Below are 25,717 nucleotides of genomic sequence, written 5' to 3'. Positions count from 1 at the left end.
TTATCGGCTCACGGGTCGATGGAAACCCCAACAGAATCAGGTGTCGCGGTCGGACCACGTGAAAATTGCGGGTCCGGCCTCATTGTCATCGCACGGGCATGTGGGGAAGCACGCCGAGCGCGAAGAGGCATCTGGAGTTGTTCCGGGGTCTGGGTACCCGTGTGTCTGTACCGGTGAACAATCGACCTGACACTCACCCTGCCAAGGTTCTCAGCTTGACATGGGGGTTCTTGAGGAGGACACGTGGCCCAGACCACACTCAACCGCGCGCGTCTGCGCACGGTTCTCGCCACCGCGCTCTGCCTGGCGACGCTCACCGCCTTCCAGCCGGTCGTGGCCACAGCGGTTCCCGAGACCCCGGCGGCCACGGCCACCGGACTGGTCGGGGACATCACCCGGACCGAGTCCGAGATGGACCGGCTGGCCCTCGAAATCGGCGGACTGCACGAGGGGGTCAACAAGGCTCTCGTGGATCTGCATGACGCGCAGGCCACCGCCGAACAGGCCCGTCAGGCCGTCATCACCGCCCGTGCGGAACTGGATGAGACCCAGGCGAAGATCGAGGAGGCGCAGGCCCGACTCGACGAAATCTCCCGCGCGGCCTACCGCCGGACGACCACCCCGACCGCTGTGGCCACGCTCGCCGGTGAGGAGGCCTCCGAGAACTCCCTGGACCGCCGCACCTACCTGCGCACGCACGCAGAAAAGCAGCGTGCCGCGATCGAGAAGCTCGACCAGCTGCGCACCGAGCAGGCCAACCGGGAATCCCAGCTGCGCCTGGCACGCGACCTGGCGGAACAGCGGGAGACCAGGGCGTTGACCCGGGAGTCCGACGCCCGGGCAGCCATCGAGACCAACAACGCACAGATCGCCGTCCTCACCGCGGAGCGCGACCGCCTGGCTACCGAACGTGATGCGGCGCAGGAACAGCTCAACGACGCCCGCAACGAGATTGCCGCGGGTAATGCGGCACAGCAGGACGCGGAGGAGTACCGGGCTGCCGAGGCCGCCCGCAAGGAGGCCGAGGATACTGCGGCCACCGACGCGGAGGCTGCGGCTGAGGCGCAGCGCATCGCCGAGGAGGAGACCGCAGCCGCCGAAACTGCCCGCCTCGAAGCGGAGGCTGCCGCCGCGGTTGCCGCCGCGGCTGAGGAAGCGGCCCAGGCTGCCCGTGGCGCGGAGGAGCAGCTGCGCGAGCAGGAGGCCGCGGCAGAGGCTGCCGCCCGGGCCGTTGAAACAGCGCAGGCCGAGGCTGCGGCGCAGGCCGCCCAGGCGGAGCGCGAGCGGCAAGAGCAGCAGGAGCGGGAGGACCGCGAGCGTCGCGAAGCAGAGGCGGCGGCAGCCGAGGAAGCAGTCCGCGAGGCCCGCGCGGCCGCCCAACGTGCGGAGGAGGAGGCCCGCCTCCGCGCCGAGGCGCAGCAACAGGCGGAACAGGAGGCCGCCGAGCGCGCCCGTGAGCAGGAGCAGACACAGGCCTTCCGCGATGCCGCAACAGCTGCCGCCGTCGCCGCCGCGGCGGCCGTCATCGCAGAGTCGCAGCCGGACCACACGACGCTGGAGAACCCGTACCCTGCTGTCGCGGATGAGGAGACCGCCCCGGCGGACATCGCCGCCGTCCAGAACCCCGAGGGGCTGGCCGGTGACACCGCCGACGCGGAGACGTCCGCGGACGTCACCACTGCCCCCGTCATCGACACCATCGAGGAGGTCACCGAGCAGGCTGCCGGCGAGGTCGCCGCGATCGGTGACCGCGCGGCACAGATCGAGGCCGTCATCGCCCGTGCCGAGTCCCAGCTGGGCATGCCCTACGCCTGGGGTGGCGGCAACGCCAACGGCCCCACGCAGGGCATCCGGGACGGCGGCGTGGCCGACTCCTTCGGGGACTTCAACAAGGTCGGTTTCGACTGCTCCGGCCTGGTGCTCTACGCCTTCGCCGGCGCCGGCATCGCCCTGCCGCACTACACCGGCTACCAGTACAACCACGGGACCAAGGTCGACCCGGGCCAGATGCAGCGCGGTGACCTCATCTTCTACGGTCCGGGCGGCGGCAACCACGTGGCCATCTACCTCGGTGACGGCAGGATGATCGAGGCCCCCAACTCCGGTTCCGTGGTCCAGCAGGCACCGGTGCGCTGGTCGGGCATGTCCGACCATGCCGTCCGCCTGATCTAGGCACCTTCCGCTCAGACATCAATCGAATGGTTGATAGTCTGAGCGGTATGACTGATGATCTGAGTTTCGACGCCCTCCTCGTCCTCTCCTTCGGTGGCCCCGAAGGGAACGAGGAGGTCGTTCCTTTTCTGGAGAACGTCACCCGGGGGCGCGGCATCCCGCGTGAGCGACTGGAGAAGGTCGGCGAACACTACTTCCACTTCGACGGTGTGAGCCCGCTGAACCGCCTCAACCGTGAGATCATCGCCAACCTGGAGCAGGAGCTGGCCGCCCGGGGCCGGAAACTCCCGGTCTACTTCGGCAACCGCAACTGGCACCCCTTCGCAGAGGACACGGCCGAGCAGATGGTCGCCGACGGGGTGCGCCGCGCCCTGGTCTTCGCCACCTCCGCCTGGGGCGGTTATTCCGCTTGCCTGCAGTACCACGAGGACATCCGCCGCGTCATCACCCACCTGGAGGACAAGGGGCTCGCCGCGATCGAGTTCACCAAGCTGCGCCAGTTCTTCGACCACCCCACCTTCGTGAGCGTGATGGCGGAGGCCGTCGAGGAGGCCTACGCGAAGATCCCGGCGGAGCAGCTGGAGACCACCCGCCTGCTGTTCACCGCCCATTCCGTACCCACCGCCGCGGATGAGGCCGCCGGCGGCCCGACGGACCCGCACCTCTACTCCCGCCAGGTCGAGGAGGCCTCCCGGCTGATCGCCCAGGCCGCCGGCGTGGACGTCTACGACGTCGTCTGGCAGTCCCGCTCCGGTGATCCGCGCACCCCGTGGCTCGAGCCCGACATCGTCGACCACACCCTCGCCATCGGTGAGCAGCAGGGGGTCACGGCCGTCGTGGTCTGCCCCGTGGGCTTCATCTCCGACCACATGGAGGTCATCTGGGACCTCGACACCGAGCTTGCCGACGCCGCCCGCGACGCCGGCATCCTCGTCGAACGCACCCGCACCGCGGGCCCCGAGCAGGAATTCGCCGGCATGGTCGTCGACATCATCGATGAGCTGGTGGACAACTCCGCCCGCGCCGGCCTGGGCACCGTCACCGTGCAGGGCTGCACCGTCAACGGTGCCGCCTGCCGGCCGGGCTGCTGTCAGGTCAGCCGGCCGAACTCCCGGACCGCATAGGCCACGCCGGCCATCCGGGCGGCACGGATGTGCCGCCACAGGCCCAGCAGCTGCGGGTCGATGCGATGGTCGTTCATGCGGGCGGTGACCGTCTCGATGATCGCGGCCACCCGGTCCGCCCGGGCGAAGAGCTTCGCCGCACGGCCGGGCACCGCCGCCGGCAGACCGGGGGTGTCGTAGAAATCGGCGAGGGTGCCCACCGTCAGACGCGGGGAGTTCAGCGCATCGGTGCGGTAGCCGGAGGCCGTCACGAGGCGGGCCGCCTCCGTGGTGGCCTGCGTGAGCAACTGGTCCGCCTCGCCGGGGCTCAGCCACGCCGGGGCGGGCAGGGGATTGTCCTTCACGAACCACTGCCAGTCGCCCGCCGCATCGGGGACGAGAATGTGGGAGGTGAGCGGATCGGCGTCGCGGAGGACGAGGGCACCGAGCCCGCCTGCCGACGCAGCCTCAGCCGCCGCCCCGCCCGCCGGCAGGGCGGGTGCCTCCCCGGGGCCCGAGAGCACCAGGCGGAGCACCGGCTCCCCGTCGGCGGCCACCCCGGTGGCTGTCCGGCGGATGTCACCCAGCACCCCCACGAGGCCCTCCCCACCCAGATCCGTCAACGCCCCGACGAGATTGTCGGTGGGGGTCAGCCCGTGCAGCCAGGCACCGAGCCAGACGGCGGTGTTCTGCAACGGGGACCAGACTTCGGTGCGGATATCCATGGCGGGGGAGTGTAGCCGATAGACTGGCCCGACATGAGCTTCCGTGATCCATATCGCGGCGACATCTTCGCCGGACATGCCCGTTCCCGCCCCCGCGAGTACCCGAAAGTGGAGGCCACACCCGGCCTGGTGGTCGAGGTCACCGGTGAGGATTATGTCGGGGCGGTGGTCGGCTGGGAGCGGACCTACGACGGGGAATTCGTCCGCCTCGAGGACCGTCGCGGTGTGCAGCGGCTGTTCCAGCTGCTCAGTGGTGGCTTCCTCATCGACGGCCAACCGGTCACACTCATCCGACACATCCCGAAGAAGCAGGAGGTTCCCCGCCACTCGAACTCCGGTTCCCGCAAGGTGGAGAACCTCGAGGCGAAGGTGGCGGCCCCCTCCCGCATCTGGGTCGAGGGCATCCATGATGCCGCGATCGTGGAGAAGGTGTGGGGCCACGACCTGCGCGTAGAGGGTGTGGTTGTCGAGTACCTGGAAGGCCTGGACAATCTCGAGTCCCGCCTAGCGGAGTTCGGCCCGGGTCAGGGCCGGCGGGTGGGGGTGCTCGCCGATCACCTCGTGGAGGGTTCCAAGGAGACCCGGATGACGCAGACGGTGGGGGAGCACGTGCTGGTCACCGGCCACCCGTACATCGATATCTGGGCGGCAGTGAAACCGGCGGCAGTCGGTATCCGCGCCTGGCCGGAGGTGCCCTACGGGGAGGACTGGAAGACCGGGGTGTGTGAGCGTCTCGGCTGGTCGGATCCCCGGGAGGGTTGGCGCCGCGTCTACTCCGCCGTCTCCAGCTTCCGGGACCTGGACTCCACCCTCATCGGTGCCGTGGAAAGACTCGTTGATTTCGTCACCACACCCGAGCTGAAGAAGTCCGACCTGATCTAGCTCCCGTTGGTACGTTGGGGGACGTGGGAGCAATCATCTGGTTGATCGCGGCACTCGTCCTGGCGGGACTGGAGCTCGCCGTGGGCGAATTCACCCTGCTCATGCTCGCCGGTGCGGCCCTGGCCGCGGCCGGGGTGTCGCTGGCGGGGGCCCCGCTCTGGGGTTCAGTGGTGGCCTTCGCCATCACCGCCTTCGGCCTGCTGGTCTTCCTGCGGCCGTTCCTGCGTCGCCACCTGCAGGCCCCGAAAGCGCTGGACACTTCCGTCCGGGCGCTGGTCGGCACCACCGCAGAGGTGATCTCCCAGGTCCACGGCAGCACCGGCCAGGTGCGGCTCGACGGCTCCATCTGGTCAGCCCGCCCCCTGGACCCCGAACTGACATTCGCCGAGGGTGAGCGCGTCACCGTCGTTGACATCGACGGCGCCACCGCCGTCGTGTGGAAGGAGCACTAGACCATGGAAGCCATCGGCCTGATTCTCTTGGTGGTGGCGCTCGCCTTCGTGGCGTTCGTCGTCATCAAATCCATCGCCCTGATCCCGCAGGGGGAGGCTGCCGTCATCGAACGCCTGGGCAGCTACACCCGCACCGTGTCCGGTGGGCTGACTCTGCTGGTCCCGTTCATCGACCGGGTACGTACCCGCATCGACACCCGTGAGCGCGTGGTCTCCTTCCCGCCGCAGGCCGTCATCACCCAGGACAACCTGACGGTCGCCATCGACATCGTGGTCACCTTCCAGATCAACGATCCCGCCAAGGCGATCTACGGTGTGGACAACTACATCGTCGGTGTCGAGCAGATTTCCGTGGCCACCCTCCGCGACGTTGTCGGCGGAATGACCCTGGAGGAGACGCTGACCTCACGCGACACCATCAACCGCCGTCTGCGCGGTGAGCTGGATGCCGCCACCTCCAAGTGGGGGCTGCGCATCAGCCGCGTGGAGCTCAAGGCTATTGACCCGCCGCCGTCGATCCAGCAGTCGATGGAGATGCAGATGAAGGCGGACCGTGAGAAACGCGCCATGATCCTCACCGCCGAGGGCCGCCGCGAATCCGACATCAAGACCGCCGAAGGCGAGAAGCAGGCCCGCATCCTCTCCGCGGAGGGCGAGAAGCACGCCGCCATCCTGCAGGCCGAGGCCGAGCGCCAGGCCATGATCCTCAAGGCCGAGGGTGAGCGCGCCGCCCGTTTCCTCCAGGCGCAGGGTGAGGCCCGCGCCATCCAGAAGGTCAACGCCGCCATCAAATCCTCCAAGGTCACTCCCGAGGTGCTGGCCTACCAGTATCTGGAGAAGCTGCCGGAGCTGGCCCAGGGCGAGGCGTCCACGATGTGGATGATCCCCTCCCAGTTCGGGGACTCCCTCGAGCAGTTCGCGAAGGCCTTCGCCAAGAAGGACGAGGAGGGTATCTTCCGCTACGAACCCTCCCACGTCGACCAGGAGACCCGGGAGATGGCCGGGGAAGAGGACACCGAGGACTGGTTCAACACGGCCACCGACCCGGAGATCGCTGCGGCCGTCGCCGCCGCCACCGCCGTGGCCAACAAGCCCGTCGATCCGGAACCGCACGAGCTCGCCCGCCCGCGGCGCACCGACAACTCCGCCCTGGAGATCGGCCAGCTGGGCGCCGAGTTGCCGGAGCCGGGGCCTGAGCCCGAGGAACGTTAGTCGTACCGGCCCGCCTCCGCGCGGGCCAGCAGGTTGACCGCCAGCCGCCAGCCGGCGGACTCCGCCTGCCACCCGGCCGCCTGCAGGCGCTGGGACATCGCTTGCTTGGAGATGCCCAGCTCCTCGGCGGCCTCATTCTGATTCAGACCCGAGCGCACCAGCGACGTGGCCTCCCGGCCCTCCAGGGTGCGTTTGCTCAGCACATGCCCCACCAACGCGAAGACGGCGGCGATGTCCTCGGCGAGGGATGAGGTGCCCTTGGGCAGACTGGCAACCTTCACCGTCCCGGCCCGGGCCCCGCCCCGCAGCGCACCGGAGGCGGTGGAACGGGTGAGGTCCTCATCCGTGGTACCCGGGACCACGCCGATGCCCACGGCCCAACTCCCGTCGGAGAGCAGTGCCATCACGGTGTCGCACAGGGCGGCGGGGGAGTCGACCACGGCGCAGATGTCCTCCACACCCAGGAGCTGGAATTCCCCGACACCCTCCAGGGTGGACAGGGCCTCCGCGGACCGCTTCACCAGCAGGGCGCGGCGGGCCTCTTTCCCCCGGTACCGGGCGTGGACAGCAAGCATGACGTGGACTCCTTCAACTGGCGACGTTGAGATAAGTCTACGTCACAGACTTGACCGGGAGTCGCTGGTCCACTGCGAGCCCCACCACACCCACCGCCGCCAGCAGGACGGTGAAGCCGATGACCACGGGATCGGGCTCACCCGCAAGGGTATCGCCCAGCAGGACGGTGACCGCCGTGCCGGGGGCGGAACCGATGAAGGTGGCGAGGGTGAACATCCCCAGCGGCACGCTCGTCAGGGCCGCCGCGTAGTTGAGGACGGAGAAAGGTACTCCCGCGATCATCCGGAGGCTGGTCACCGCCAGCCAGCCACGTTCCTCCAGACGCGTGTTAACGCCCGCGACCGCCGGGTGGGTGAGCCGGGTGGACATCCAGTCCCCGAGGAGACCGCGCACCACCAGCAGGCTGAGAGCGGCGGAGGCTGTGGTGGCGCTCAGTGCGATGAGAACGCCCTGCCACGGGCCGAAGAGAACACCGCTGGCCAGCGTGAGGATGGTGCGGGGAACGGGGAACTGCGTGAGTGCCACATAGCCACCCCAGAACAGTACGATGAAGGGGCTGCCGGCGGCACTGGCCCAGTCCTGCAGGGTTGCGACGGAGGGGATCTCCACCAGTACCGTCACCGCGATGCAGGACAGCAGCGCCGCCGCGACCGCCAGGCGGCGGGACCAGGACCATTCCGCGATGCCGGCCATGCCGTCGCGGAACAGACCCGCGATGGACTTCCTGACTTGTTTCACGGAAAGAAAGTTTACGCTCCCACGATGTCGGAGGGGCCCGGCAGGTAGCCGTCCTCCTGTGCCCGGATCAGCAGGTCGATCTTGGTGTTGGCAGGGCGTCCGACCATGGAGTACTTGGTGCGGATCCGGCCGAGGTAGTCCTGCACGGTGTCCTGGGACAATCCGGTGATGGAAGCCACCCCCTTGGCTGATTCGCCCATGGCGTAGAGCTCGAGGACCTCACGTTGACGCGGGGAGAGGTCGGCGGCGTGGAGGAGGGGGTCGGAGTCGATGGCGCCGGCCCAGTCGGCCGTGGCGTAGGTCTTGCCCTGGGCGGCCAGGGTGATCGCGTGGATGAGGTTCTCCCGGCTGGCGGTCTTCTCTACGGCACCCGCCACTCCCGCCTGCAGGGCCCTGCGCAACAGGAAGGGGCTCTCCAGTGAGCTGTAGACGAGGACGGTCATCCCGGCCCCGTGGAGTGCCTCGGCGTTGATCAGGGGGTCACTTCCGTCGGCGAGACGCAGATCCAGCAGTGCCACATGGACGGTGGGGGCATCCGGGGCTCTCATGTGGGCGAGGGCCCTGGGGACCGAGTGGTAGGTACCCACCAGGGTGCACTCCCCGGACGCCCGGAGCATCTGTTCCAGCCCGAGGAGTGCCACCTCATGGTCGTCGATCGCCACCACATTGACATGCATGAACTGAATCTAACAGCGTTCCTGAAAGAAACCTGCCAAAGAACCGCATTAGTCATACCTAGGGAGTTTCTGAGTGAAAAATGAGCCCCTGAGCTGGCGTTTCAGAAAAATCATGCCTGAGTGCCCCCAGAACCGGCGGCACCCGAAAGGGGGCCGGGGCAGACCCGGACCTGGGCAGTCAATAACCGGTGAACTCTGCACTCCCCACCCCGTCGACCGGCGGGACCCCGCACGACGAAACAACCCCGGCTCCTGCTGTCAGGAACCGGGGCTGTCTTCAGATTTTGTGCCCGGAGGGGGACTTGAACCCCCACGTCCGTTAATAGGACACTAGCACCTCAAGCTAGCGCGTCTGCCATTCCGCCACCCGGGCAGGGTGATCTTCTACTTCTCTGTGTCCATGCTCTCGGCTGGGCACCTGCATTACTGTAGCCCCACTCGCTGGAAACGCACAAATCGCCAGGTCAAGGCGAGTTACAGGGGTGTAATCGACACCATGGAAGGGGAGTGGTGGGCGAAGTCGGGGACACGACCTCTTTTCTCGGGTACAACGTAAGCATGAGCAATTACGCAGAAGACACCCGTTGCCCCGGACCCGACCCGTACGCCCCGCTGAAGGACCTCCCCTCCTTCACGTTGACCTCCACGGACCTCAACAATGGCGATGAGCTTGATGAGGCGCAGCGCGCCCCCGCCAACATCTCCCCGCAGCTGTCCTGGTCCGATCTGCCGGAGGGGACGAAGTCCCTGGCAATTACCTGCCTCGATCCGGACGCACCGACAGGGGCGGGTTTCTGGCACTGGGCGGCCTTCAACATCCCGGTCTCGGTGACCGAGCTGTCGACCGGGGCGGGCTCAACGGAGGACCTCGGCATCGAGGGTGTGGTCAGCCTGGTCAATGACTCCGGACAGCGCACCTACTACGGCGCCAACCCGCCCTCGGACCACGCGCCGCACCGCTACCTGTTCACGGTGCATGCGGTGGACGTCGAGAAGCTCGATGTCGACCCCTCCGCCACCCCCACGGTGCTGGGCTTCAACCTTCATTTCCACTCCATCGGCCGCGCCATCCTGTGGGGCTGGTACGAGACCAAGTAGTCTCTGGAGACCATGAGCGAAAACGATTCCCCTGAACGGACTTTCCGCGTGCCTGTGGCGCTGCGTGTGGGCGGCGCCTTCATGGCGCTGGCCGTCGCCCTGCTGGTGTTCACCGTCGTCTCGGTGTTCACTGACGGCTGGATGGCCCCGTTCGTGGTGACACCGGGTTTCCTCGTCATCATCGTCGCCGTGATCATCTTCGGCGCCTTCGCCACCGTCCGCCGGGATCAGGCTGCCAGCCGCGCCCAGGTCATCGCGCTGATCGTGGCGGTGGCCCTGGTGATCTTCAGCCGTTTCATACCGAACGTGGCCCTGTACGTGATGGGACAGTACTGGCTGGCCATGTACGCGGTGGCGGCGCTGCTGGCGGGTCTGGTCATCCGCCGTTCGCTGATCCCGAAGGACTGAGTGGCGGGGCCGCCATCGGAGCCCGCATAAAAAGGGCCGGCAGCACCTCCTCACGGGAAGGTGCTGCCGGCCCTTTTCGTCCTCTGTCAGCGGGCCGGGTTGGCCAGCCACTCCAGTTCGGACCCGATGGCATCGGTGATGCTGTCCAGGCCGTGGCGGTGGATCTGGTTGGCGATGCCGCGGTGGATGTCGCTGATCCACAGCGGGCCGCCGTAGATGAAGCCGGTGTAGCCCTGCAAGAGGGTGGCGCCGGCGGTGATGCGCTCCCAGGCCTGCTGCGGGGTGGAGATACCGCCGACGGAGATGAGGACCAGTTTGTCGCCTACGCGGGCACGGAGACGGCGCAGGACCTCGAGGGCGCGCTCGGCGACCGGCGGGCCCGAGATCCCACCCGCACCCATGGCGGCCACTTCCTCGGCCGGGGTAGTCAGACCCTGGCGGGAGATGGTGGTGTTGGTGGCGACGATGCCGGCCAGACCCAGGTCCAGGGCGAGGTCCGCGACGGCGTCGACATCCTCGTCGGAGAGGTCGGGGGCGATCTTCACCAGCACGGGGGTGCCGGTGGACTCCTGGACGGCCGCGAGGATGGGGCGCAGGGATTCCACGGCCTGCAGGTCGCGCAGGCCCGGGGTGTTGGGGGAGGAGACGTTGACCACCAGGTAGTCGGCGAGGTCGCCGAGCAGGGAGGCGGAGCGGCGGTAATCGTCGACGGCCTGGTCGGCCGGGGCAACCTTGGTCTTTCCGATGTTGATGCCGATCACGTCGGCGGAGCGACGGCGGCGCAGGTTCTCCGCGGCGGCGGCCGCACCGTCATTGTTGAAGCCCATGCGGTTGAGGATCGCCTTGTCCGCCGGCAGGCGGAACAGGCGCGGGGTGGGGTTGCCGTCCTGCGGGGAGGCGGTGACGGTGCCCAGCTCGGAGTAGCCGAAACCCAGGGCGGTCCAGGTGTCGGCGGCGGCGGCGTTCTTGTCGAAGCCGGCGGCCAGGCCCAGTGGACGCGGGACAGTGCGGCCGAAGACCTCCTGCGCGAGCACGGGGTCGTTGACGGGGACGACCCTGCCCAGCACCCGGTTGACGGGACCGGCGGTCTGGAGGAGACCGAGGCCGTCGTTGATGATCCCGTGGATGCGCTCCGGCGGGAGGTTGAACATGGCCTTCAGGGCCAGCTGATAGGCGGAGTGGCGCAGAGACAAGGCTGGGGTCCTTACTGGGAGGTGATGTCGGGGTTGTCGATGATCTGCAGGCCGTCACCGGTGGCGGAGGCCAGGACGAGGGTGCCGTCCTCGAGCACGAGCAGGCTCTGGGCGTCGGCGACCGTGTCGAGCGATGCCCGACGTTCAGGCACACCACTGGACACGTCGTAGGCGGCCAGGGTGTTCTCTGCGGTGGAGGCGATCCAGGCGAGGTCCCGGCCGGTGTCCCAGGCCACAGCCCAGGGGCTGGGATCGACGGGGGCGGCCTGATGGAGCCGGACGACGTCGTTGGCGGTGTAGATCGCCAGTTGGGAGCCCATGTTGTCGGAGGCGACAACCAGGCCGTTCTCACCGGCGGCGATCCGGCCGACACCGAGGCCGATACGCAGGGTGCCGCCCTGCTCGCCGTCGCGCCAGTGGATGTCCTGGATGGTGGTGTTGACGTGGTTGGTGCGGACGACGGCGTCGTCCTGGCCTTCGCGGGGCACGGCGATGAGTTGGCTGGTCTGACCGGCCACGGTGATGGTCTCCACCGGCTCCCCGGAGTCTTCCCCGAAGACGAGGACCCGGTCGTCCTCGGCGTTGGCCACGATCAGCTCACCGGTGGAGGTCAGGGTCGCGGCGATGGAGGGCGCGGCGTCGGTGTCGGCGATGCTGCGGCGCTCGAGGTCGCCGGAGGCGGCGTCGACAAGCAGGACCTCCTCACGGCAGGCGAGGACGAAGGTGTCGGCGGAGGCGGTGAGGTCACCGCAGTTCTCGGGGATGGTCACCTCGGTGACCGCGCCGATCTCGAACTGGCCGAGGGTACCCAGCGCGAGGGTGCCGCCGGAGCGCAGGCCGATGACGTCACCGGCGGCCTCCATGTCGGTGACCTCGGCGTGGCCGGCCGCGAGTTCAATGATCCGGCCGGTGGGGTCGGTGGCGGGGGGAGAGACCTCGGCTACGGCGTTGCCCATGTCGGGCACGTCCTCCGCGGGCCCACCACCGCAGGCTGTGAGGAGAAGGGTCGAGGCGGTCAAGGCCGCCAGGGCTGTCAGACGTCCGGCTTTCACGATCCATGAGCCTATCAGCGCGACACGTCGTCCAGCGCCTTGACGATGGCTCTGGGCAGCACCGTGTCAGTGACCTGCAGCAGCTGCCGGAGCTGCGCGGCGCTGCCGGCGCCCACCACGGCGGAGGAGACCCCGGCCCGGTCCCGGGCCCAGGCCAGCGCGACGACGCCGGGCGGCAGGCCCAGTCCGTCGGCGGCGGTGGTCAGCGCATCGACGATGGTGTGGGCCCGGCCGCCGAGCCGGGCGTGGACCTCCGCCCGCACACCGTGGGGCAGGATGCTGCGGTACCGGCCGGTGAGCACACCCTGCGCCAGGGGTGCCGCGGCGATGACGCCCACCCCCAGGTGGCGGGCGGCGGGGATGAGCTCCTCCTCGATCTCCCGGGTGAGCAGGGAGTACTCGTGCTGCGTGGCGACGATCCCGGGGGAGGGGTTGCGCGCCGCGGTCACCGCCAGCTGCCAGCCCGCGTAGTCACGCGCCCCGGCATAGCGGGTCCGGCCGGTGCGCACCGCCCAGTCAAGAGTGTCGGCGACCTCCGCGGGCGGGGTCTTCTCGTCCCAGTAGCCCACCGACCACAGGTCGAGGTGGTCGGTGCCCAGGGTCCGCAGCGTCGCGTCGAGCTGCTGCATGAGTGCCCGGCGGGAGCAGTCCACCCGCCGGCCCACCGGTGAGCGGGGGGCGATGCCGGCGGAGGAGGAGAGCACGAGGCGCTCGCGGGGCACGTCCGCGTCGGCGAGCACCTCGCCCAGAACCTGCTGCGCCTGACCCTGCGCGTAGCTGGTGGAGGAGTCGACGAGGGTGCCGCCCGCGTCGAGGAATTCCCGCAGGATGAGACGTGCCTCATCCATCGACGTTGACTCACCCCACGTCGCCGTCCCCAGCCCGATGTCCGAGACCCGGAGGCCGCTGACCCCCACCATTCGCTGCTTCACCCCCTCCACAGTAGTAGTACGGTGGTCCGGGTGAATGACGTGTCCATCCTCGCCGCGGCCACCGACGCGGCCGCCACCGCCCCCGAGCAGATGTCCTGGCTGCAGGTCGTCGTGCTCTCCATCGTCCAGGGACTGACCGAGTTCCTCCCGGTCAGCTCCTCCGGCCACCTGCGGATCGTCTCCGAGCTCTTCTTCGGGGCCGACGCCGGTGCCTCCTTCACTGCGGTGGTCCAGCTGGGCACCGAAGCGGCTGTCCTGGTCTACTTCGCCAAGGACATCTGGCAGATCCTCACCGGCTGGTTCCAGGGCCTGTTCAACAAGGACCTGCGTGGCTTCCACTACCGCATGGGCTGGATGGTCATCGTCGGCACGATCCCGGTCGCCGTCATCGGCTTCTTCGGCCGTGACCTCATCCGCGAGGGCCTGCGCAACCTGTGGATCACCGCCACCGTGCTGGTGCTGTTCTCCTTCGTGTTCATCCTCGCGGAGAAGATGGGCAAGAAGCAGCGCAACTACGACGAGTTGACCATGAAGGACGCCATCGTGATGGGCCTGGCCCAGTGCCTGGCCCTGATCCCGGGCGTCTCCCGCTCCGGCGGTACCGTCGCCGCGGGCCTGTTCATGAACCTCGACCGCCAGGTGGCCACCCGCTTCAGCTTCCTGCTGGCGATCCCGGCGGTCCTCGCCTCCGGATTGTTCTCGCTCCCCGACGCCTTCGCGCCCCAGTCCGGGCAGGCCGCCAGCGCGCTGCAGCTGGGCATCGGCTCCCTGATCACCTTCGTGCTGGGTTACATCTCGATCGCCTGGCTGCTGAAGTTCGTCGCAAGCCACTCCTTCGCCTGGTTCGCCGTCTACCGCATCCCGGTCGGCCTGCTGGTCATGGCGCTGCTGGCCTTCGGGGTCCTGCAGCCGATGTAGCCTCCCGGCTGGGGGAGCCAATGGTCGTCCGTTAGAGTGTGGTTCATGCGTTCATGGCCACAACCTGAGGTACCGCAGATCAGCGGTACACCCGTCCCCCTCTCCCTGTACGACACGGCGGATGAGGTCATCCGCCCGGTGGAGGTGGACGGCACCGCCGGGATGTATGTCTGCGGCATCACCCCGTACGACTCCACCCACCTCGGCCACGCGGCCACCTACCTCACCTTTGATGTGGTCCACCGCGTGCTGCTCGACCAGGGCCACGACGTCCACTACGTGCAGAACATCACCGACGTGGATGACCCGTTGTTCGAGCGCGCCGCCCGCGACGGTGTGGACTGGCGTGAGCTGGGGGACAGCCAGATCGATCTCTTCCGCACCGACATGGAGCAGCTGCGGGTGATCCCACCGCGCGACTACATCGGGGCGATCGAGACCATCGATGAGGTCATCGACCTGGTGCAGAAGCTTCTCGACGCCGGCGCCGCCTACGTCGTCGACGACCCGGAGTACCCGGACGTCTACGCCTCCGTCGACGCCACCGCGAACTTCGGCTACGAGTCCAACTACGACCGCGCCACCATGACGGAGTTGTTCGCCGAGCGCGGCGGCGACCCGGAGCGCCCCGGCAAGCGCGACCCGCTGGACGCCCTGCTGTGGCGGGCCAACCGGGAAGGGGAGCCCGCCTGGGAATCCCCCTTCGGCCCGGGCCGACCCGGCTGGCACATCGAGTGCTCCGCCATCGCCACCAACCGTCTCGGTGGTTCCTTCGCCATCCAGGGCGGCGGCAGCGACCTCATCTTCCCGCACCACGAGTTCTCCGCCGCCCACGCGGAGGCCGGTCACGGTGTCGACCGCATGGCGGGCCACTACGTGCACGCCGGCATGATCGGTCTCGACGGCGTCAAAATGAGCAAGTCCCTGGGCAACCTGGTCTTCGTGCACAGGCTCACGGCCGCAGGTCACAGCCCCGACGCGATCCGGCTGGGGGTGTTCGCCTCCCACTACCGCGCGGACCGGGACTGGTCCGATGAGATCCTCACCGAGGCTGAGACGCGCCTGGACACCTGGTGCCGGGCCGTGGCGGACGCCGGTTCCCTGGCCGCCGCCCGCGAACTCGTCCAGCAGCTGCGGGCCCGTCTGTCAGATGATCTGGACACCCCGGGGGCCCTGGCTGCCGTGGACGCCTGGGCGGCCGCCGACCGCGGGGTCAGCGAACAGGGCGCCGCGCAGTTGGTGCGTGACGCACTCGACGCTCTTCTTGGCGTGCAGGTCCGCTAGATTTCGGGGACAATGACGCTCATGACCATCCGCGCCGAATTCCAGCCGACCGTCGACGAATTCCTCTCCAACCTCCACTCCTTCGCCACCGGTGATTACCTCAAGCCGGACGAGAAGGAGTTCTGGGAGCAGCCCTTCGACCCGGCGGTCCTGCCGGAGCTGCGGGGGATCCTCGAGAAGTTCCTCGATGCCCTCGATGTCCTCCCCGCCGACCCGACCGCGGACACGCTGGTCAAGGTCGTCCAGGTCACCGTCGACGCTCTCGTGGCCTTCAACGAGCGCAACCACGACGCTGTGCTCGAGCCGGAGGAGACGGCCGAGCTCAACGAACTCATCCATGACGCCTCCGCCGCCACCGGCGCGGACGATGAGGCACTCGCCGAGCTGCCGGAGATCGATTAACCCTTCCACCACCCCCGCCCCCGCCGCCATCTTCTGGGACATGGACGGCACCCTCGTCGACACCGAACCCCTGTGGGAACGGTTCACCTATGAACTCAGCGAACGCATGGGCCGGCGGCTGACGCCGGCGCTGCGGGAGACGACCATCGGCGGCAGTTTCGGCCACACCGTCCAGGTGTGCGCCAACCACGCCGGTCTCAGCGTCACCGAGGACGACCATCCGCGCTACCGCGCCTTCATGTACGAGCGGATGGCGGAGCTGATGCACGCCGAGCTCGCCCCGAATCCGGGGGTGACCCGGCTGCTCGCGGACCTGGCCGCCCGGGATCTGCCCATGCTGGTGACCACCAACACGGAGCGGGTGCTGGCGGACCTGTCGATCGCGGCCGTCGGCACGCATTTCTTCAGCGGCTCCGTCGCCGGTGATGAGGTGCCCAGCCCCAAACCCGCCCCGGACATGTACCTGCGCGCAGCACAGCAGGTGGGCGCGGACCCCGCCGACTGCCTTGTCTTCGAGGATTCCTTCACCGGCATGACTGCCGCTGTGGCAGCGGGCTGCCGGGTCATCGGCCTGCCCTGGTACGCGGACACGGTGGTGCCGGAGGGCGTGGTCACGCTGGAATCACTGCATGAACGCAACGATTTCGAGGGTGTGGACGCCGACACGGTCTTCGCCTGGTTCCACCAACTGGAGCGGTGAGCGGCGGGGCATGGAATAATGTCCCCCCGTGAAGAACTTTGACTCCCTGTTTGCCGAACTCACCGAACGTGCCACGTCCCGCCCCGAGGGCTCCGGGACGGTGGAAGCCCTGGACAAGGGCGTGCACCATATCGGCAAGAAGATCATCGAGGAGGCCGGGGAGGTCTGGATCGCATCCGAGTACCAGTCCGACGAGGAACTGGCCGAGGAGATGAGCCAGCTCATCTACTGGACCCAGGTCATGATGGTCGCCCGCGGGCTGACCCCCGAAGACATCTACAAGAACCTCTAGGAGACCACCATGATCAAGATCGCAGTCCCCAACAAGGGTTCCCTGTCCGAGGCGGCCGTGGAGATCCTCCGCGAGGCCGGCTACAAGGGTCGCCGGGACACCAAGGCACTCAACGTCTTCGACAAGGTCAACGACGTCGAGTTCTTCTTCCTGCGCCCGAAGGACATCGCCATCTACGTGGCCAACGGCAAGCTCGACCTGGGTATCACCGGCCGCGACCTGGCCCGTGACTCCCGCGCTGAGGTCACCGAGGTGCTCTGCCTCGGCTTCGGTGGCTCCACCTTCCGTTATGCCGCACCCGCCGATGAGATCTGGACCGTCGAGGACCTGTCCGGCAAGCGCATCGCCACCTCCTATCCGAACCTCGTGCGCGACGACCTCGCCGCCCGTGGCCTGGAGGCCGAGGTCATCCGTCTCGACGGCGCGGTGGAGATCTCCATCAAGCTCGGTGTCGCCGACGCCATCGCCGATGTCGTGTCCACCGGTAACACCCTGCGCCAGCAGGGTCTGGCCCCCTTCGGTGAGCCGCTGGTCTCCTCGGAGGCGGTCATCGTCGGCCGCAGGGACGTTGAGGTCACCGCTGAGCAGAAGGTGGTGCTGCGCCGCATCGAGGGCATCCTCCGCGCCCAGAACTACCTCATGCTCGACTACAACGTCTCCCGTGAACAGCTGATCGAGGCCACGAAGATCACCCCGGGACTGTCCGGCCCGACGGTCTCCCCGCTGGCGCGGGAGGACATGGTCGCCGTGCGCGCCCTCATGCCGCGCAAGGACGCCAACGCCATCATGGACGAGCTCTCTGAGCTCGGTGCGGAGGCGATCCTCGCCACCGAGCTGCGTATCGCCCGGATATAGGGGTCGGAAAGGCTCCGGCTACTATGGGTGGGTGAATCTCCACGATTTCACTTCTGAGAGCTTGATCACTGAGAGGAACCCCCACCACCATGGCGAACCCCCCGGAGCAGTCTGTGGACGTCGCTGACGACGCATCGCTTGAGACCACCACGACGGTCGTCCGCAAGACCCGGACCGAGGAGGATCTCCTCGGTCAGCTCGAGGTCCCGGCCACCGCCTACTACGGCATCCACACCATGCGCGCGCTGCACAACTTCCAGATCTCGCGCACCACGATCAACCACGTGCCCGAGTTCATCCACGGCCTGGTGCAGGTGAAGAAGGCCGCCGCCATGGCCAACCGCCAGCTGCACACCCTGCCGGCGAAGAAGTACGAGGCCATCGTGTGGGCCTGCGACCAGATTCTCAACGAGGGCCGGTGCATGGACCAGTTTCCCCTCGACGTGTTCCAGGGTGGTGCCGGCACCTCCGTGAACATGAACGTCAACGAGGTCATCGCCAACCTGGCGCTGGAGTATCTGGGGGAGGAGAAGGGCAGCTACGACGTCATCAACCCCAACGATGACGTCAACATGTCCCAGTCCACCAACGACGCCTACCCGACGGGTTTCCGGCTCGGCCTGCACGCCGCCCTGAACGTCCTCATCCAGCAGATGGAGGACCTGCAGAAGGCCTTCCGTGCGAAGGGACGTGAGTTCCAGGACATCCTGAAGATGGGCCGCACCCAGCTGCAGGACGCCGTTCCGATGACTCTGGGGGATGAGTTCAACGGTTTCGCCCACAACCTGGCAGAGGAGCAGGCCGTCCTGCGCAACGCCGCGGACCGCCTCCTCGAGATCAACCTCGGTGCCACCGCCGTGGGCACCGGCGTGAACACCCCGCCCGGTTACCGCCACCAGGTCACCGCAACCCTCGCGGAGGTCACCGGCCTGGAGATCAAGTCCGCCCTCGACCTCGTCGAGGCGACCAGCGACACCGGCGCCTACGTCCACGCCCACTCCGGGGTCAAGCGCGCGGCGATGAAACTGTCGAAGATCTGCAACGACCTGCGCCTGCTCTCCTCCGGCCCGCGTACCGGACTCAACGAGATCAACCTCCCGCCGCGCCAGGCCGGTTCCTCGATCATGCCGGGCAAGGTCAACCCCGTCATCCCGGAGATGGTCAACCAGGTCTGCTTCAAGGTCTTCGGAAACGACCTCACCGTGACCATGGCCGCCGAGGCCGGCCAGCTGCAGCTCAACGTCATGGAGCCGGTCATCGCCGAGTCCCTGTTCCAGTCGATCCGTTTCCTGGGCAACGCCGCCACCGCCCTGCGGGAGAAGTGCATCGAGGGCATCACCGCCAACCCGGAGGTCTGCCGCTACTACGTGGAGAACTCCATCGGCATCGTCACCTACCTCAACCCGTTCATCGGCCACCACAACGGTGACCTGGTGGCCCGCGAGGCCGCCGAGACGGGCCGTTCCGTCAAGGAGATCGTCCTGGAGCGCGGGCTCATGGAGTCCGACGTCCTGGACCGTGTGCTGAGCAAGGAGAACCTCATGCACCCGGTGTTCCGCGGCAAGCTCTACCTGGATGGCGAGGAGTAGCACCCCACCATCCCGGTGACCGCCCGGCACGTTCGCTCGTGCCGGGCGCTTTCCCGTCCGGGGTGGGCCCGACGGCAGTAATCTGGCCTCATGGGCACACCACTGACGGACGTCGCCATCGCGCAGGCACACACCCTTGAGCCGATCACCGACATCGCCGCCCGGGCGGGCATCCCACCGCAGGCCCTGATCACCTACGGACCGGACAAGGCCAAGGTGGACATCACCCGTCTGCCGCCCGGTCGATCCCGGGGCCGGCTCGTGCTGGTCACCGGCATTTCACCCACCCCGGCGGGGGAGGGTAAATCCACCGTGCTCATCGGCCTGGCGGATGCCCTGCGCCGGCTGGGCCACCGGTCGGCTGCCGCGTTGCGGGAACCGTCCCAGGGCCCGGTCATGGGGATCAAGGGCGGGGCGGCCGGGGGAGGGCACTCCCAGATCGTGCCCATGGAGGAGATCAACCTCCACTTCACGGGGGATTTCCACGCCATCGCCGCCGCCACCAACACCCTGGCTGCCCTGGTGGACAACCACGTCCACCAGGGCAACGTCCTGGGCATCGACTCCCGGCGCATCGTGTGGCAGCGCTGCCTGGACGTCAGCGACCGTTCCCTGCGCGACATCGTCACCGGCCTGGGGGGCCCGGCCCACGGCACCCCGCGGGAGACGGGTTTCACCATCACCGCCGCCTCCGAGATCATGGCGGTGCTGTGCCTGGCCACGGACCTGGCGGACCTCAAACACCGCCTCGGCCGCCTCACGGTGGCCTTCACCTTCGACGATGATCCGGTCACCGCCGGTGACCTCGGCGCCACCGGCGCCCTGGCCGCCCTGCTCAAACAGGCGATCAACCCGAACCTCGTGCAGACCCTCGGCGGCACCCCGGCTTACGTCCACGGTGGGCCCTTCGCCAACATCGCGCACGGCTGCAACTCCCTGATCGCCACGAAAATCGCGCTCCAGCACTCGGAGATCGTGCTCACCGAGGCCGGTTTCGGTTCTGATCTGGGGGCGGAGAAATTCTTCGACATCACCGCCCGCTACGGCCGCCTCGACGTCCACGGAGCGGTGGTCGTCGCCACGATCCGCTCCCTGAAATTCAACGGCGGCATGCCGCGGGAGGAACTGACGCGCGAGGACCTGCACCACCTCCAGGCCGGGGTGAAAAACCTCGCCCGGCACCTGTCCAACATCCAGCAGTTCGGGGTGAAACCGGTGGTGGCCGTCAACCTGTTCACCAGGGACACTCCCGCCGAGCGGGAGTTCATGCGGGCCTGGGCGCGGGATTTCCGGGTCCCCCTCGCGGAGGTAGAGGTGTGGGCGAAGGGTGGGGCGGGTGCCGAGGACCTGGCCCGCACGGTCCTGGCGCACCTCTCCGAGGGGGCGACCCGACTCTACGATCCGGCCCAGGGGGTGGAGAAGTCCATCGAGACCATCGCCCGGCGCATCTACCGGGCCACCAGGGTGGAGTACACGCCGAAAGCGCTGCGGGACCTGGCGGTGATCAGACGGCGCGGCTGGGACCGGCTGCCCGTGTGCATCTCCAAGACGCCCTACTCCTTCAGTGACGATCCCACCCGGCTCGGCGCCCCCAGCGGGCACACCCTGCACGTGCGCGAACTCATCCCGCGCACCGGCGCCGGTTTCATCGTGGCGTTGACCGGGTCAGTGATGACGATGCCGGGGCTGCCGGACCACCCGGCCGCCGATCACATCGACATTGACGAGAACGGACGGATCTCGGGGTTGTTCTGAGCGGGACGGGTGACCGGGGTGCGCAACATCTCACCTTGACGCGTCAACCCCGGGCCCTCGAACAGCAACAATGCGCACCGGGCCCACCCGGCGGTGTGAGATATTGCGCGCCGGACGAACGGGCCGCCGCTATTGCTCAGCCGTGCTGCCAGGCCAGCCCGGGTACTCCGGTGTCTGGCCACCGAATTCCGGGCACTGCGCCTGGAAGGAGCACCAACCGCACAGCTTGGAGGTCTTCGGCCGGAACCGCCCGGCCTTGCCGTCGCCCTCGATCTTGGCCCACAGATCACCCAGGTCGCGTTCGAAGTACTCGAGCTCCTCCTTCGACGGCGCCAGGAACATCGAGTCCAGGACCTTGAGGTACATCAGGCGCAGCTGGTGGGGGATCACGCCGTTGAGACGCCAGTAGACCAGGGCGTAGAAGCGCATCTGGAACTGGGCGTCGTGGCTGTAGCGGGGGATGGGCTTCTTGCCCGTCTTGTAGTCGACGACGCGGACCTCCCCGGTGGGGGCGACGTCGACGCGGTCGATGAAGCCGCGCACCGGCACGCCGTTGGGCAGGACGGTGTTGACGTACATCTCCACGGCGTGGGCGTCAAAGCCCTGGGGGTTCTCCATCTCGAAGTAGCCGCGCAGCAGGCTGCGGCACTCGACGAGGAAATCCAGCAGGTTCTCCTCGGGCACCAGCTCATCGAGTTCGGCATCGGCGGCGGTCATCGCCGCCCACTGGGGCTTGAGCTGTTTCACGGCGGCCGGGTAGGTGCGTTCCTCCCGGGGCTGGGCGTGCATGTGCTCGAGAACGGCGTGGACGAGGTTGCCCTTGACCTGGGGGATCGTCTTCGGTTCGGGGAGCCGGTCAATGGCGCGCAGCCGGTAGAGCAGGGGGCACTGCTTGTAGTCGGAGGCACGGGAGGGGGACAGGGCCAGCGGGCGTGGAGCAGTCGACGTCATGATGGTGCCCACCATATCCGTGGCAAGCTTGGAGGCATGAATCAGACTCGTGACTTCCTCGACTTCATCGCGGCCTCACCCAGCTCCTATCACGCGGCACGCGTGGTCGCCGACCGGCTTATCAGCGCCGGCTTCACCCTCCAGCAGGCAACCTCCCCGTGGGATGCCACCCCGGGCGGCCACGTCATGGTCCGCGGTGGAGCGGTGATGGCGTGGTGGGTGCCGGAGGATGCCTCCCCGGATTCGGGTTTCCGGATCCTCGGCTCCCACACCGATTCCCCGGGTTTCACCCTCAAGCCGGCACCGGAGTCCGCGACCTGCGGCTGGGTGCAGGCGGGCGTGGAGGTCTACGGTGGGCCGATCCTGGCTTCCTGGCTGGACCGGGAGCTCACCTTCGCCGGCCGGGTGGTCCTTGGTGACGGTTCCGTGCGGCTGGTCAACACCGGCCCCATCGCCCGGATCCCGCACCTGGCCGTCCACCTCGACCGCTCCAAGGAACTGACCCTGGACAAACAGCTGCACATGCAGCCGGTGCTCGGCCTGGCGGGGGAAGGTGCCTCCCCGGTGCTGGATGTGGTGGCGTCGGCGGTGGGGGTGGACAGGAACGACATCGACGGCTTCGACCTGATCACCGCAGACACCCAGCCGGGGCAGGTCTTCGGCGCGGACGGCGAACTCATCGCCGCCGGCCGGATGGACAACCTCAGCTCCGTGCACGCCTCGCTGCTGGCGCTGCTGCGCGCGGTCGAATCCGGCGACACCGGCGCGGACGTCCTGGTGCTGGCCGCCTTCGACCACGAGGAGGTCGGCTCCGCCAGCACCACCGGGGCGGCCGGCCCCATCCTGGCCGATGTGCTCACCCGCACCGGCCTGGCACTGGGCGCCGACGAGGAGGGCCTGCGGCGCATGTACGCCCGCTCCAGCTGCGTGTCGGCCGATGCCGCCCACTCGGTGCACCCCAACCACGCAGGCAAGCACGACCCCGGCCACCACCCCCTGATCAACGGCGGCCCGGTGGTCAAGATCAACGCCAACCAGCGCTACGCCTCCAATGCGGAGACCATCGCCCAGTGGCAGCGCGCCTGCCGGGCCGCCGGGGTGCCCTCCCAGTCCTTCGTCGGCAACAACTCCATGCCCTGCGGCTCGACGATCGGCCCGATCACCGCCACCCGCCTGGGCATCGCCACCGTCGACGTCGGCGTGCCGCTGCTGTCCATGCACTCCGCCCGCGAGCTGGCCGGGGTCTCGGACCAGCTGTGGTTCGTCGACGCGCTTGAGGCATACTTGATCAATCGTTGATCCACCCCCTCAAGGAGTCCCCATTGGCCAATTCCGGCCCCTTCCAGCCCGGCGACCGCGTCCAGCTCACCGACGCCAAACGCAGGCACTTCACCATCGTCCTGAGCCCCGGGGAGAAGTTCCACACCCACAAGGGTGAGATCCTCCACGATGACATCATCGGCATGGAGGAGGGCACGGTCATTCGTTCCTCCATGGCGGGGGAGTACCTGCTCTTCCGCCACCTCATGGTCGACCACGTGCTGTCCATGCCGCGGGGTGCGGCCGTGATCTACCCGAAGGACTCCGCCCAGATCCTCATCGAGGGCGACATCTTCCCCGGCGCGCGGGTACTCGAGGCGGGTGCCGGTTCCGGTGCCCTGTCCATGGCGCTGCTGCGCGCCCTCGGGCACGAGGGAAAGCTGATCTCCTATGAGATCCGGGAGGATCACCTCGACTTCGCGGAGTCCAACGTCGACGAGTTCTTCGGCGGCCGCCCCGCCACCTGGGATCCGCGCCTGGGCGATCTCACACAGGTGAGCGTCGAGGATCTCGGCGGTCCGGTGGACCGGGTCATCCTGGACATGCTCGAGCCCTGGGAGTGCCTGGACGTGGTGCGTGAGGTGCTCATCCCGGGCGGGGTGTTCATGACGTACGTGGCCACCGTCCCGCAGCTGATGAAGGTGATGGAGGGTATCCGCGCCCAGCAGTGCTTCACGGAGCCGAAGGCCTGGGAATCGCTCGTGCGCGAGTGGAAGGTGGAGGGTCTGGCCACCCGCCCGGAGCACCGGATGAACGCGCACACCGCCTTCCTCGTCTGGGCCCGCCGGCTCGCCGACGGGGTCACCCCGCCGCGCCCGCAGCGCCGCGCCCGCAAATAGCGTCCCGCCAGGGGTCTCCCTGGGAATGGCCCGGGGATGGGCAGGCTCTCAGGTGGCGGGGGTTACAGTTGAGGCATGGAAAGCTCTCAGATCACCGACCCTGCTCGCCTGCAGCGTGAGGTCCAGACGTTGAGCAGCCGCAACGCCAAGCTGTCCCAGCTGCTCAAAGCGTCCCGGGACCGGCTCAAGGACCTCTCCGCCCAGGTCGACGCCCTCGCGGAGCCCGCCTCCACCTACGGCGTCTACCTCGGGGAGCGCGAGGGGAGCCACGACGCGGAGGTGTACACCTCCGGCCGCCGCATGCGCCTGAAGGTCTCGCCGCACATCGATCGCGCTGAACTGCTCCCGGGCACACTCGTGCGCCTGGGCGACGGCTCCATCGTCGTGGAGACCTGCGGTTTCCCCCAGACCGGCGAGTTGGGGATGCTCACCGAACGCATCAGCGGCAACCGCGCCCTGGTGGCCAACTCCACCGGCGAGGAGCAGCTGGTGCGCCTGGCCGAGCCGCTGCGCGGCACCGCGCGCGCCGGGGACACCCTGCTGGTGGACACGAAGGCAGGTGTCGCGCTTGAGCGCATCCCCAAGACGGAGGTCGCGCAGCTCTCGCTGGAGGAGGTCCCGGACGTCACCTACGCCGACATCGGTGGCCTGGACGAGCAGATCGACCAGATCCAGGATGCGGTGGAACTGCCCTTCTCCCACCCGCAGCTCTACCGCGACTACCAGCTCAGCCCGCCCAAGGGCGTGCTGCTCTACGGCCCGCCCGGCTGCGGCAAGACGCTGATCGCCAAGGCGGTGGCCAATTCGTTGTCTGCACGCGTGGGTGACGGTTCGGCCAGTTACTTCCTCAACGTCAAGGGCCCGGAGCTGCTCAACAAATTCGTCGGTGAGACCGAGCGACGCATCCGGTTGATCTTCGAGCGTGCCCGGGAGCTGGCGGAGGACGGCCGACCGGTCATCATCTTCTTCGACGAGATGGAGTCGATCTTCCGCACCCGCGGGTCGGGGGTGTCCTCCGACATGGAGACCACCATCGTCCCGCAGCTGCTCACCGAGCTCGACGGTGTGGAGAACCTCGCCAACGTCATCATCATCGGTGCGACCAACCGGGAGGAGCTCATCGATCCGGCGCTGCTGCGCCCGGGGCGTCTCGACGTCAAGATCAGGGTGCAGCGTCCCACCCGGGACGGTGCCCGCGACATCTTCACCCGCTACCTCAGCAACGAGGTGCCGCACGCCGTGCCGGTGGGCGAGCTGATCGAGGCGGGTGTCGAGAAGCTCTTTGAGCCGCGGCCCTATGTCGAGCTCACGCTCGTCGACGGGGAGATCGAGGTCCTCGACTACTCGGACTTCGTCTCAGGTGCGATGATCGCCAACATCGTCGACCGGGCGAAGAAGCTGGCCATCAAGGACCATCTGGCGAAGGTCAGCGAGGCGGGTGTGACGGTCGAGCACATCCACCAGGCGGTTGCCGCCGAGCAGAGCGAGAGCGAGGACCTGCCGAACACCGCGAACCCGGACGAGTGGTCGCGGATCGCGGGGCGCCACGGCAAGCGCGTCATCCAGGCACGAGTGATTGGTTAGGGTTGATC

General features: G+C 68.1%; 26 protein-coding genes and 1 tRNA gene. 18 read left to right on the top strand and 9 right to left on the bottom strand.

Going from position 1 to position 25,717, the window contains the following annotated elements:
• The first annotated feature begins 243 nt into the window (after window positions 1–243).
• Window positions 244–2,172: a DIP1281 family NlpC/P60 protein gene (locus tag NYP18_RS07540; protein WP_259427558.1), complete on the top strand. Its 1,929-nt coding sequence runs from the start codon at window positions 244–246 to the stop codon at window positions 2,170–2,172.
• Between the two features lie 47 nt (window positions 2,173–2,219).
• The gene (locus NYP18_RS07535) at window positions 2,220–3,296 is read left to right on the top strand and encodes a ferrochelatase (protein WP_259427557.1); all 1,077 of its coding nucleotides are present in this window, start codon (window positions 2,220–2,222) and stop codon (window positions 3,294–3,296) included.
• Here NYP18_RS07535 and NYP18_RS07530 read toward each other — a convergent pair.
• Window positions 3,263–4,000: an Rv1486c family protein gene (locus tag NYP18_RS07530; RefSeq protein ID WP_259427556.1), complete on the bottom strand. Its 738-nt coding sequence runs from the start codon at window positions 3,998–4,000 to the stop codon at window positions 3,263–3,265. The genes NYP18_RS07535 and NYP18_RS07530 overlap by 34 nt on opposite strands.
• 33 nt (window positions 4,001–4,033) lie before the next feature.
• On the opposite strand from NYP18_RS07530, the gene NYP18_RS07525 reads away from it, so the two are divergent.
• From NYP18_RS07525 to NYP18_RS07515, 3 genes are read left to right on the top strand one after another with little or no spacing between them, the layout of a single operon-like run.
• Entirely contained in the window at window positions 4,034–4,882 is an 849-nt protein-coding gene (locus NYP18_RS07525) for a DUF3097 domain-containing protein (protein WP_259427555.1), read from the top strand.
• Between the two features lie 23 nt (window positions 4,883–4,905).
• Window positions 4,906–5,334, top strand: a complete 429-nt coding sequence (locus tag NYP18_RS07520) for an NfeD family protein (protein ID WP_259427554.1) — start codon at window positions 4,906–4,908, stop codon at window positions 5,332–5,334.
• A 3-nt stretch (window positions 5,335–5,337) separates the two neighbouring features.
• Window positions 5,338–6,546, top strand: a complete 1,209-nt coding sequence (locus tag NYP18_RS07515; protein ID WP_259427553.1) for an SPFH domain-containing protein — start codon at window positions 5,338–5,340, stop codon at window positions 6,544–6,546.
• On the opposite strand, the gene NYP18_RS07510 is transcribed toward NYP18_RS07515, so the two are convergent.
• The 4 genes from NYP18_RS07510 to NYP18_RS07495 all read right to left on the bottom strand — a co-directional run bounded on the left by NYP18_RS07510 (window position 6,543) and on the right by NYP18_RS07495 (window position 8,910).
• Entirely contained in the window at window positions 6,543–7,121 is a 579-nt protein-coding gene (locus NYP18_RS07510) for a MarR family transcriptional regulator (RefSeq protein ID WP_259427552.1), read from the bottom strand. The two genes, NYP18_RS07515 and NYP18_RS07510, sit on opposite strands and share 4 nt — an antisense overlap.
• 37 nt (window positions 7,122–7,158) lie before the next feature.
• A complete protein-coding gene (locus NYP18_RS07505; RefSeq protein ID WP_259427657.1) occupies window positions 7,159–7,815 on the bottom strand; it encodes a TVP38/TMEM64 family protein in 657 nt (218 codons plus the stop codon).
• A gap of 56 nt (window positions 7,816–7,871) precedes the next feature.
• Window positions 7,872–8,537 carry a response regulator transcription factor gene (locus tag NYP18_RS07500; RefSeq protein WP_259427551.1) on the bottom strand — a complete coding sequence of 222 codons (666 nt, stop codon included), beginning with the start codon at window positions 8,535–8,537 and terminating at the stop codon, window positions 7,872–7,874.
• 287 nt (window positions 8,538–8,824) lie between these two features.
• Window positions 8,825–8,910: transfer RNA gene (locus NYP18_RS07495), tRNA-Leu, on the bottom strand.
• A gap of 185 nt (window positions 8,911–9,095) precedes the next feature.
• On the opposite strand from NYP18_RS07495, the gene NYP18_RS07490 reads away from it, so the two are divergent.
• Both NYP18_RS07490 and NYP18_RS07485 read left to right on the top strand, forming a co-directional pair.
• The gene (locus NYP18_RS07490) at window positions 9,096–9,635 is read left to right on the top strand and encodes a YbhB/YbcL family Raf kinase inhibitor-like protein (protein WP_259427550.1); all 540 of its coding nucleotides are present in this window, start codon (window positions 9,096–9,098) and stop codon (window positions 9,633–9,635) included.
• A gap of 12 nt (window positions 9,636–9,647) precedes the next feature.
• Complete coding sequence (locus NYP18_RS07485) at window positions 9,648–10,043, top strand: hypothetical protein (RefSeq protein WP_259427549.1); 396 nt, start codon at window positions 9,648–9,650, stop codon at window positions 10,041–10,043.
• A gap of 86 nt (window positions 10,044–10,129) precedes the next feature.
• Here the strand turns inward: NYP18_RS07485 and NYP18_RS07480 are convergent, their stop codons facing one another.
• The 3 genes from NYP18_RS07480 to NYP18_RS07470 are packed head-to-tail and all read right to left on the bottom strand — an operon-like array spanning window position 10,130 to window position 13,208.
• A complete protein-coding gene (locus tag NYP18_RS07480; protein WP_259427548.1) occupies window positions 10,130–11,236 on the bottom strand; it encodes a quinone-dependent dihydroorotate dehydrogenase in 1,107 nt (368 codons plus the stop codon).
• An 11-nt stretch (window positions 11,237–11,247) separates the two neighbouring features.
• The gene (locus tag NYP18_RS07475) at window positions 11,248–12,288 is read right to left on the bottom strand and encodes an NHL repeat-containing protein (protein WP_259427547.1); all 1,041 of its coding nucleotides are present in this window, start codon (window positions 12,286–12,288) and stop codon (window positions 11,248–11,250) included.
• A 14-nt stretch (window positions 12,289–12,302) separates the two neighbouring features.
• Window positions 12,303–13,208 carry an aldo/keto reductase gene (locus tag NYP18_RS07470; RefSeq protein WP_259427656.1) on the bottom strand — a complete coding sequence of 302 codons (906 nt, stop codon included), beginning with the start codon at window positions 13,206–13,208 and terminating at the stop codon, window positions 12,303–12,305.
• 102 nt (window positions 13,209–13,310) lie between these two features.
• Between NYP18_RS07470 and NYP18_RS07465 the strand changes: the two genes are divergently transcribed.
• The 8 genes from NYP18_RS07465 to NYP18_RS07430 all read left to right on the top strand — a co-directional run bounded on the left by NYP18_RS07465 (window position 13,311) and on the right by NYP18_RS07430 (window position 21,015).
• Entirely contained in the window at window positions 13,311–14,138 is an 828-nt protein-coding gene (locus NYP18_RS07465; protein WP_126120786.1) for an undecaprenyl-diphosphate phosphatase, read from the top strand.
• A 45-nt stretch (window positions 14,139–14,183) separates the two neighbouring features.
• Window positions 14,184–15,422 carry a cysteine--1-D-myo-inosityl 2-amino-2-deoxy-alpha-D-glucopyranoside ligase gene (gene mshC, locus NYP18_RS07460; RefSeq protein WP_259427546.1) on the top strand — a complete coding sequence of 413 codons (1,239 nt, stop codon included), beginning with the start codon at window positions 14,184–14,186 and terminating at the stop codon, window positions 15,420–15,422.
• A 21-nt stretch (window positions 15,423–15,443) separates the two neighbouring features.
• The gene (locus NYP18_RS07455) at window positions 15,444–15,824 is read left to right on the top strand and encodes a hypothetical protein (RefSeq protein WP_259427545.1); all 381 of its coding nucleotides are present in this window, start codon (window positions 15,444–15,446) and stop codon (window positions 15,822–15,824) included.
• Window positions 15,825–15,864: 40 nt separating this feature from the next.
• Complete coding sequence (locus tag NYP18_RS07450; protein ID WP_439648067.1) at window positions 15,865–16,524, top strand: HAD family hydrolase; 660 nt, start codon at window positions 15,865–15,867, stop codon at window positions 16,522–16,524.
• A 28-nt stretch (window positions 16,525–16,552) separates the two neighbouring features.
• Window positions 16,553–16,816 (top strand): phosphoribosyl-ATP diphosphatase, encoded by a 264-nt coding sequence (locus tag NYP18_RS07445; protein WP_259427543.1) that lies wholly within the window; start codon window positions 16,553–16,555, stop codon window positions 16,814–16,816.
• Between the two features lie 9 nt (window positions 16,817–16,825).
• Entirely contained in the window at window positions 16,826–17,671 is an 846-nt protein-coding gene (gene hisG / locus NYP18_RS07440; protein ID WP_259427542.1) for an ATP phosphoribosyltransferase, read from the top strand.
• Window positions 17,672–17,760: 89 nt separating this feature from the next.
• Complete coding sequence (gene aspA / locus NYP18_RS07435; protein ID WP_259427541.1) at window positions 17,761–19,260, top strand: aspartate ammonia-lyase; 1,500 nt, start codon at window positions 17,761–17,763, stop codon at window positions 19,258–19,260.
• Between the two features lie 90 nt (window positions 19,261–19,350).
• Window positions 19,351–21,015: a formate--tetrahydrofolate ligase gene (locus NYP18_RS07430; protein WP_259427540.1), complete on the top strand. Its 1,665-nt coding sequence runs from the start codon at window positions 19,351–19,353 to the stop codon at window positions 21,013–21,015.
• A 129-nt stretch (window positions 21,016–21,144) separates the two neighbouring features.
• Here the strand turns inward: NYP18_RS07430 and NYP18_RS07425 are convergent, their stop codons facing one another.
• On the bottom strand, window positions 21,145–21,966 hold the full coding sequence (locus tag NYP18_RS07425) for a RecB family exonuclease (RefSeq protein WP_259427539.1): 822 nt from the start codon (window positions 21,964–21,966) through the stop codon (window positions 21,145–21,147).
• Between the two features lie 36 nt (window positions 21,967–22,002).
• Here NYP18_RS07425 and NYP18_RS07420 point away from each other — a divergent pair, with 36 nt between their 5' ends.
• From NYP18_RS07420 to arc, 3 genes are all read left to right on the top strand, one after another.
• Complete coding sequence (locus tag NYP18_RS07420) at window positions 22,003–23,265, top strand: M18 family aminopeptidase (protein WP_259427538.1); 1,263 nt, start codon at window positions 22,003–22,005, stop codon at window positions 23,263–23,265.
• A 23-nt stretch (window positions 23,266–23,288) separates the two neighbouring features.
• On the top strand, window positions 23,289–24,125 hold the full coding sequence (locus tag NYP18_RS07415; protein WP_259427537.1) for a tRNA (adenine-N1)-methyltransferase: 837 nt from the start codon (window positions 23,289–23,291) through the stop codon (window positions 24,123–24,125).
• Between the two features lie 75 nt (window positions 24,126–24,200).
• Window positions 24,201–25,709 (top strand): proteasome ATPase, encoded by a 1,509-nt coding sequence (gene arc, locus NYP18_RS07410; RefSeq protein WP_259427536.1) that lies wholly within the window; start codon window positions 24,201–24,203, stop codon window positions 25,707–25,709.
• Window positions 25,710–25,717: the final 8 nt, after the last annotated feature.

Source organism: Corynebacterium lemuris, assembly GCF_024919295.1.
GTDB classification, from domain to species: domain Bacteria; phylum Actinomycetota; class Actinomycetes; order Mycobacteriales; family Mycobacteriaceae; genus Corynebacterium; species Corynebacterium lemuris.
The sequence above is the reverse complement of the archived record's forward strand: the minus strand, read 5'-3'. Positions and strand labels throughout refer to the sequence as shown.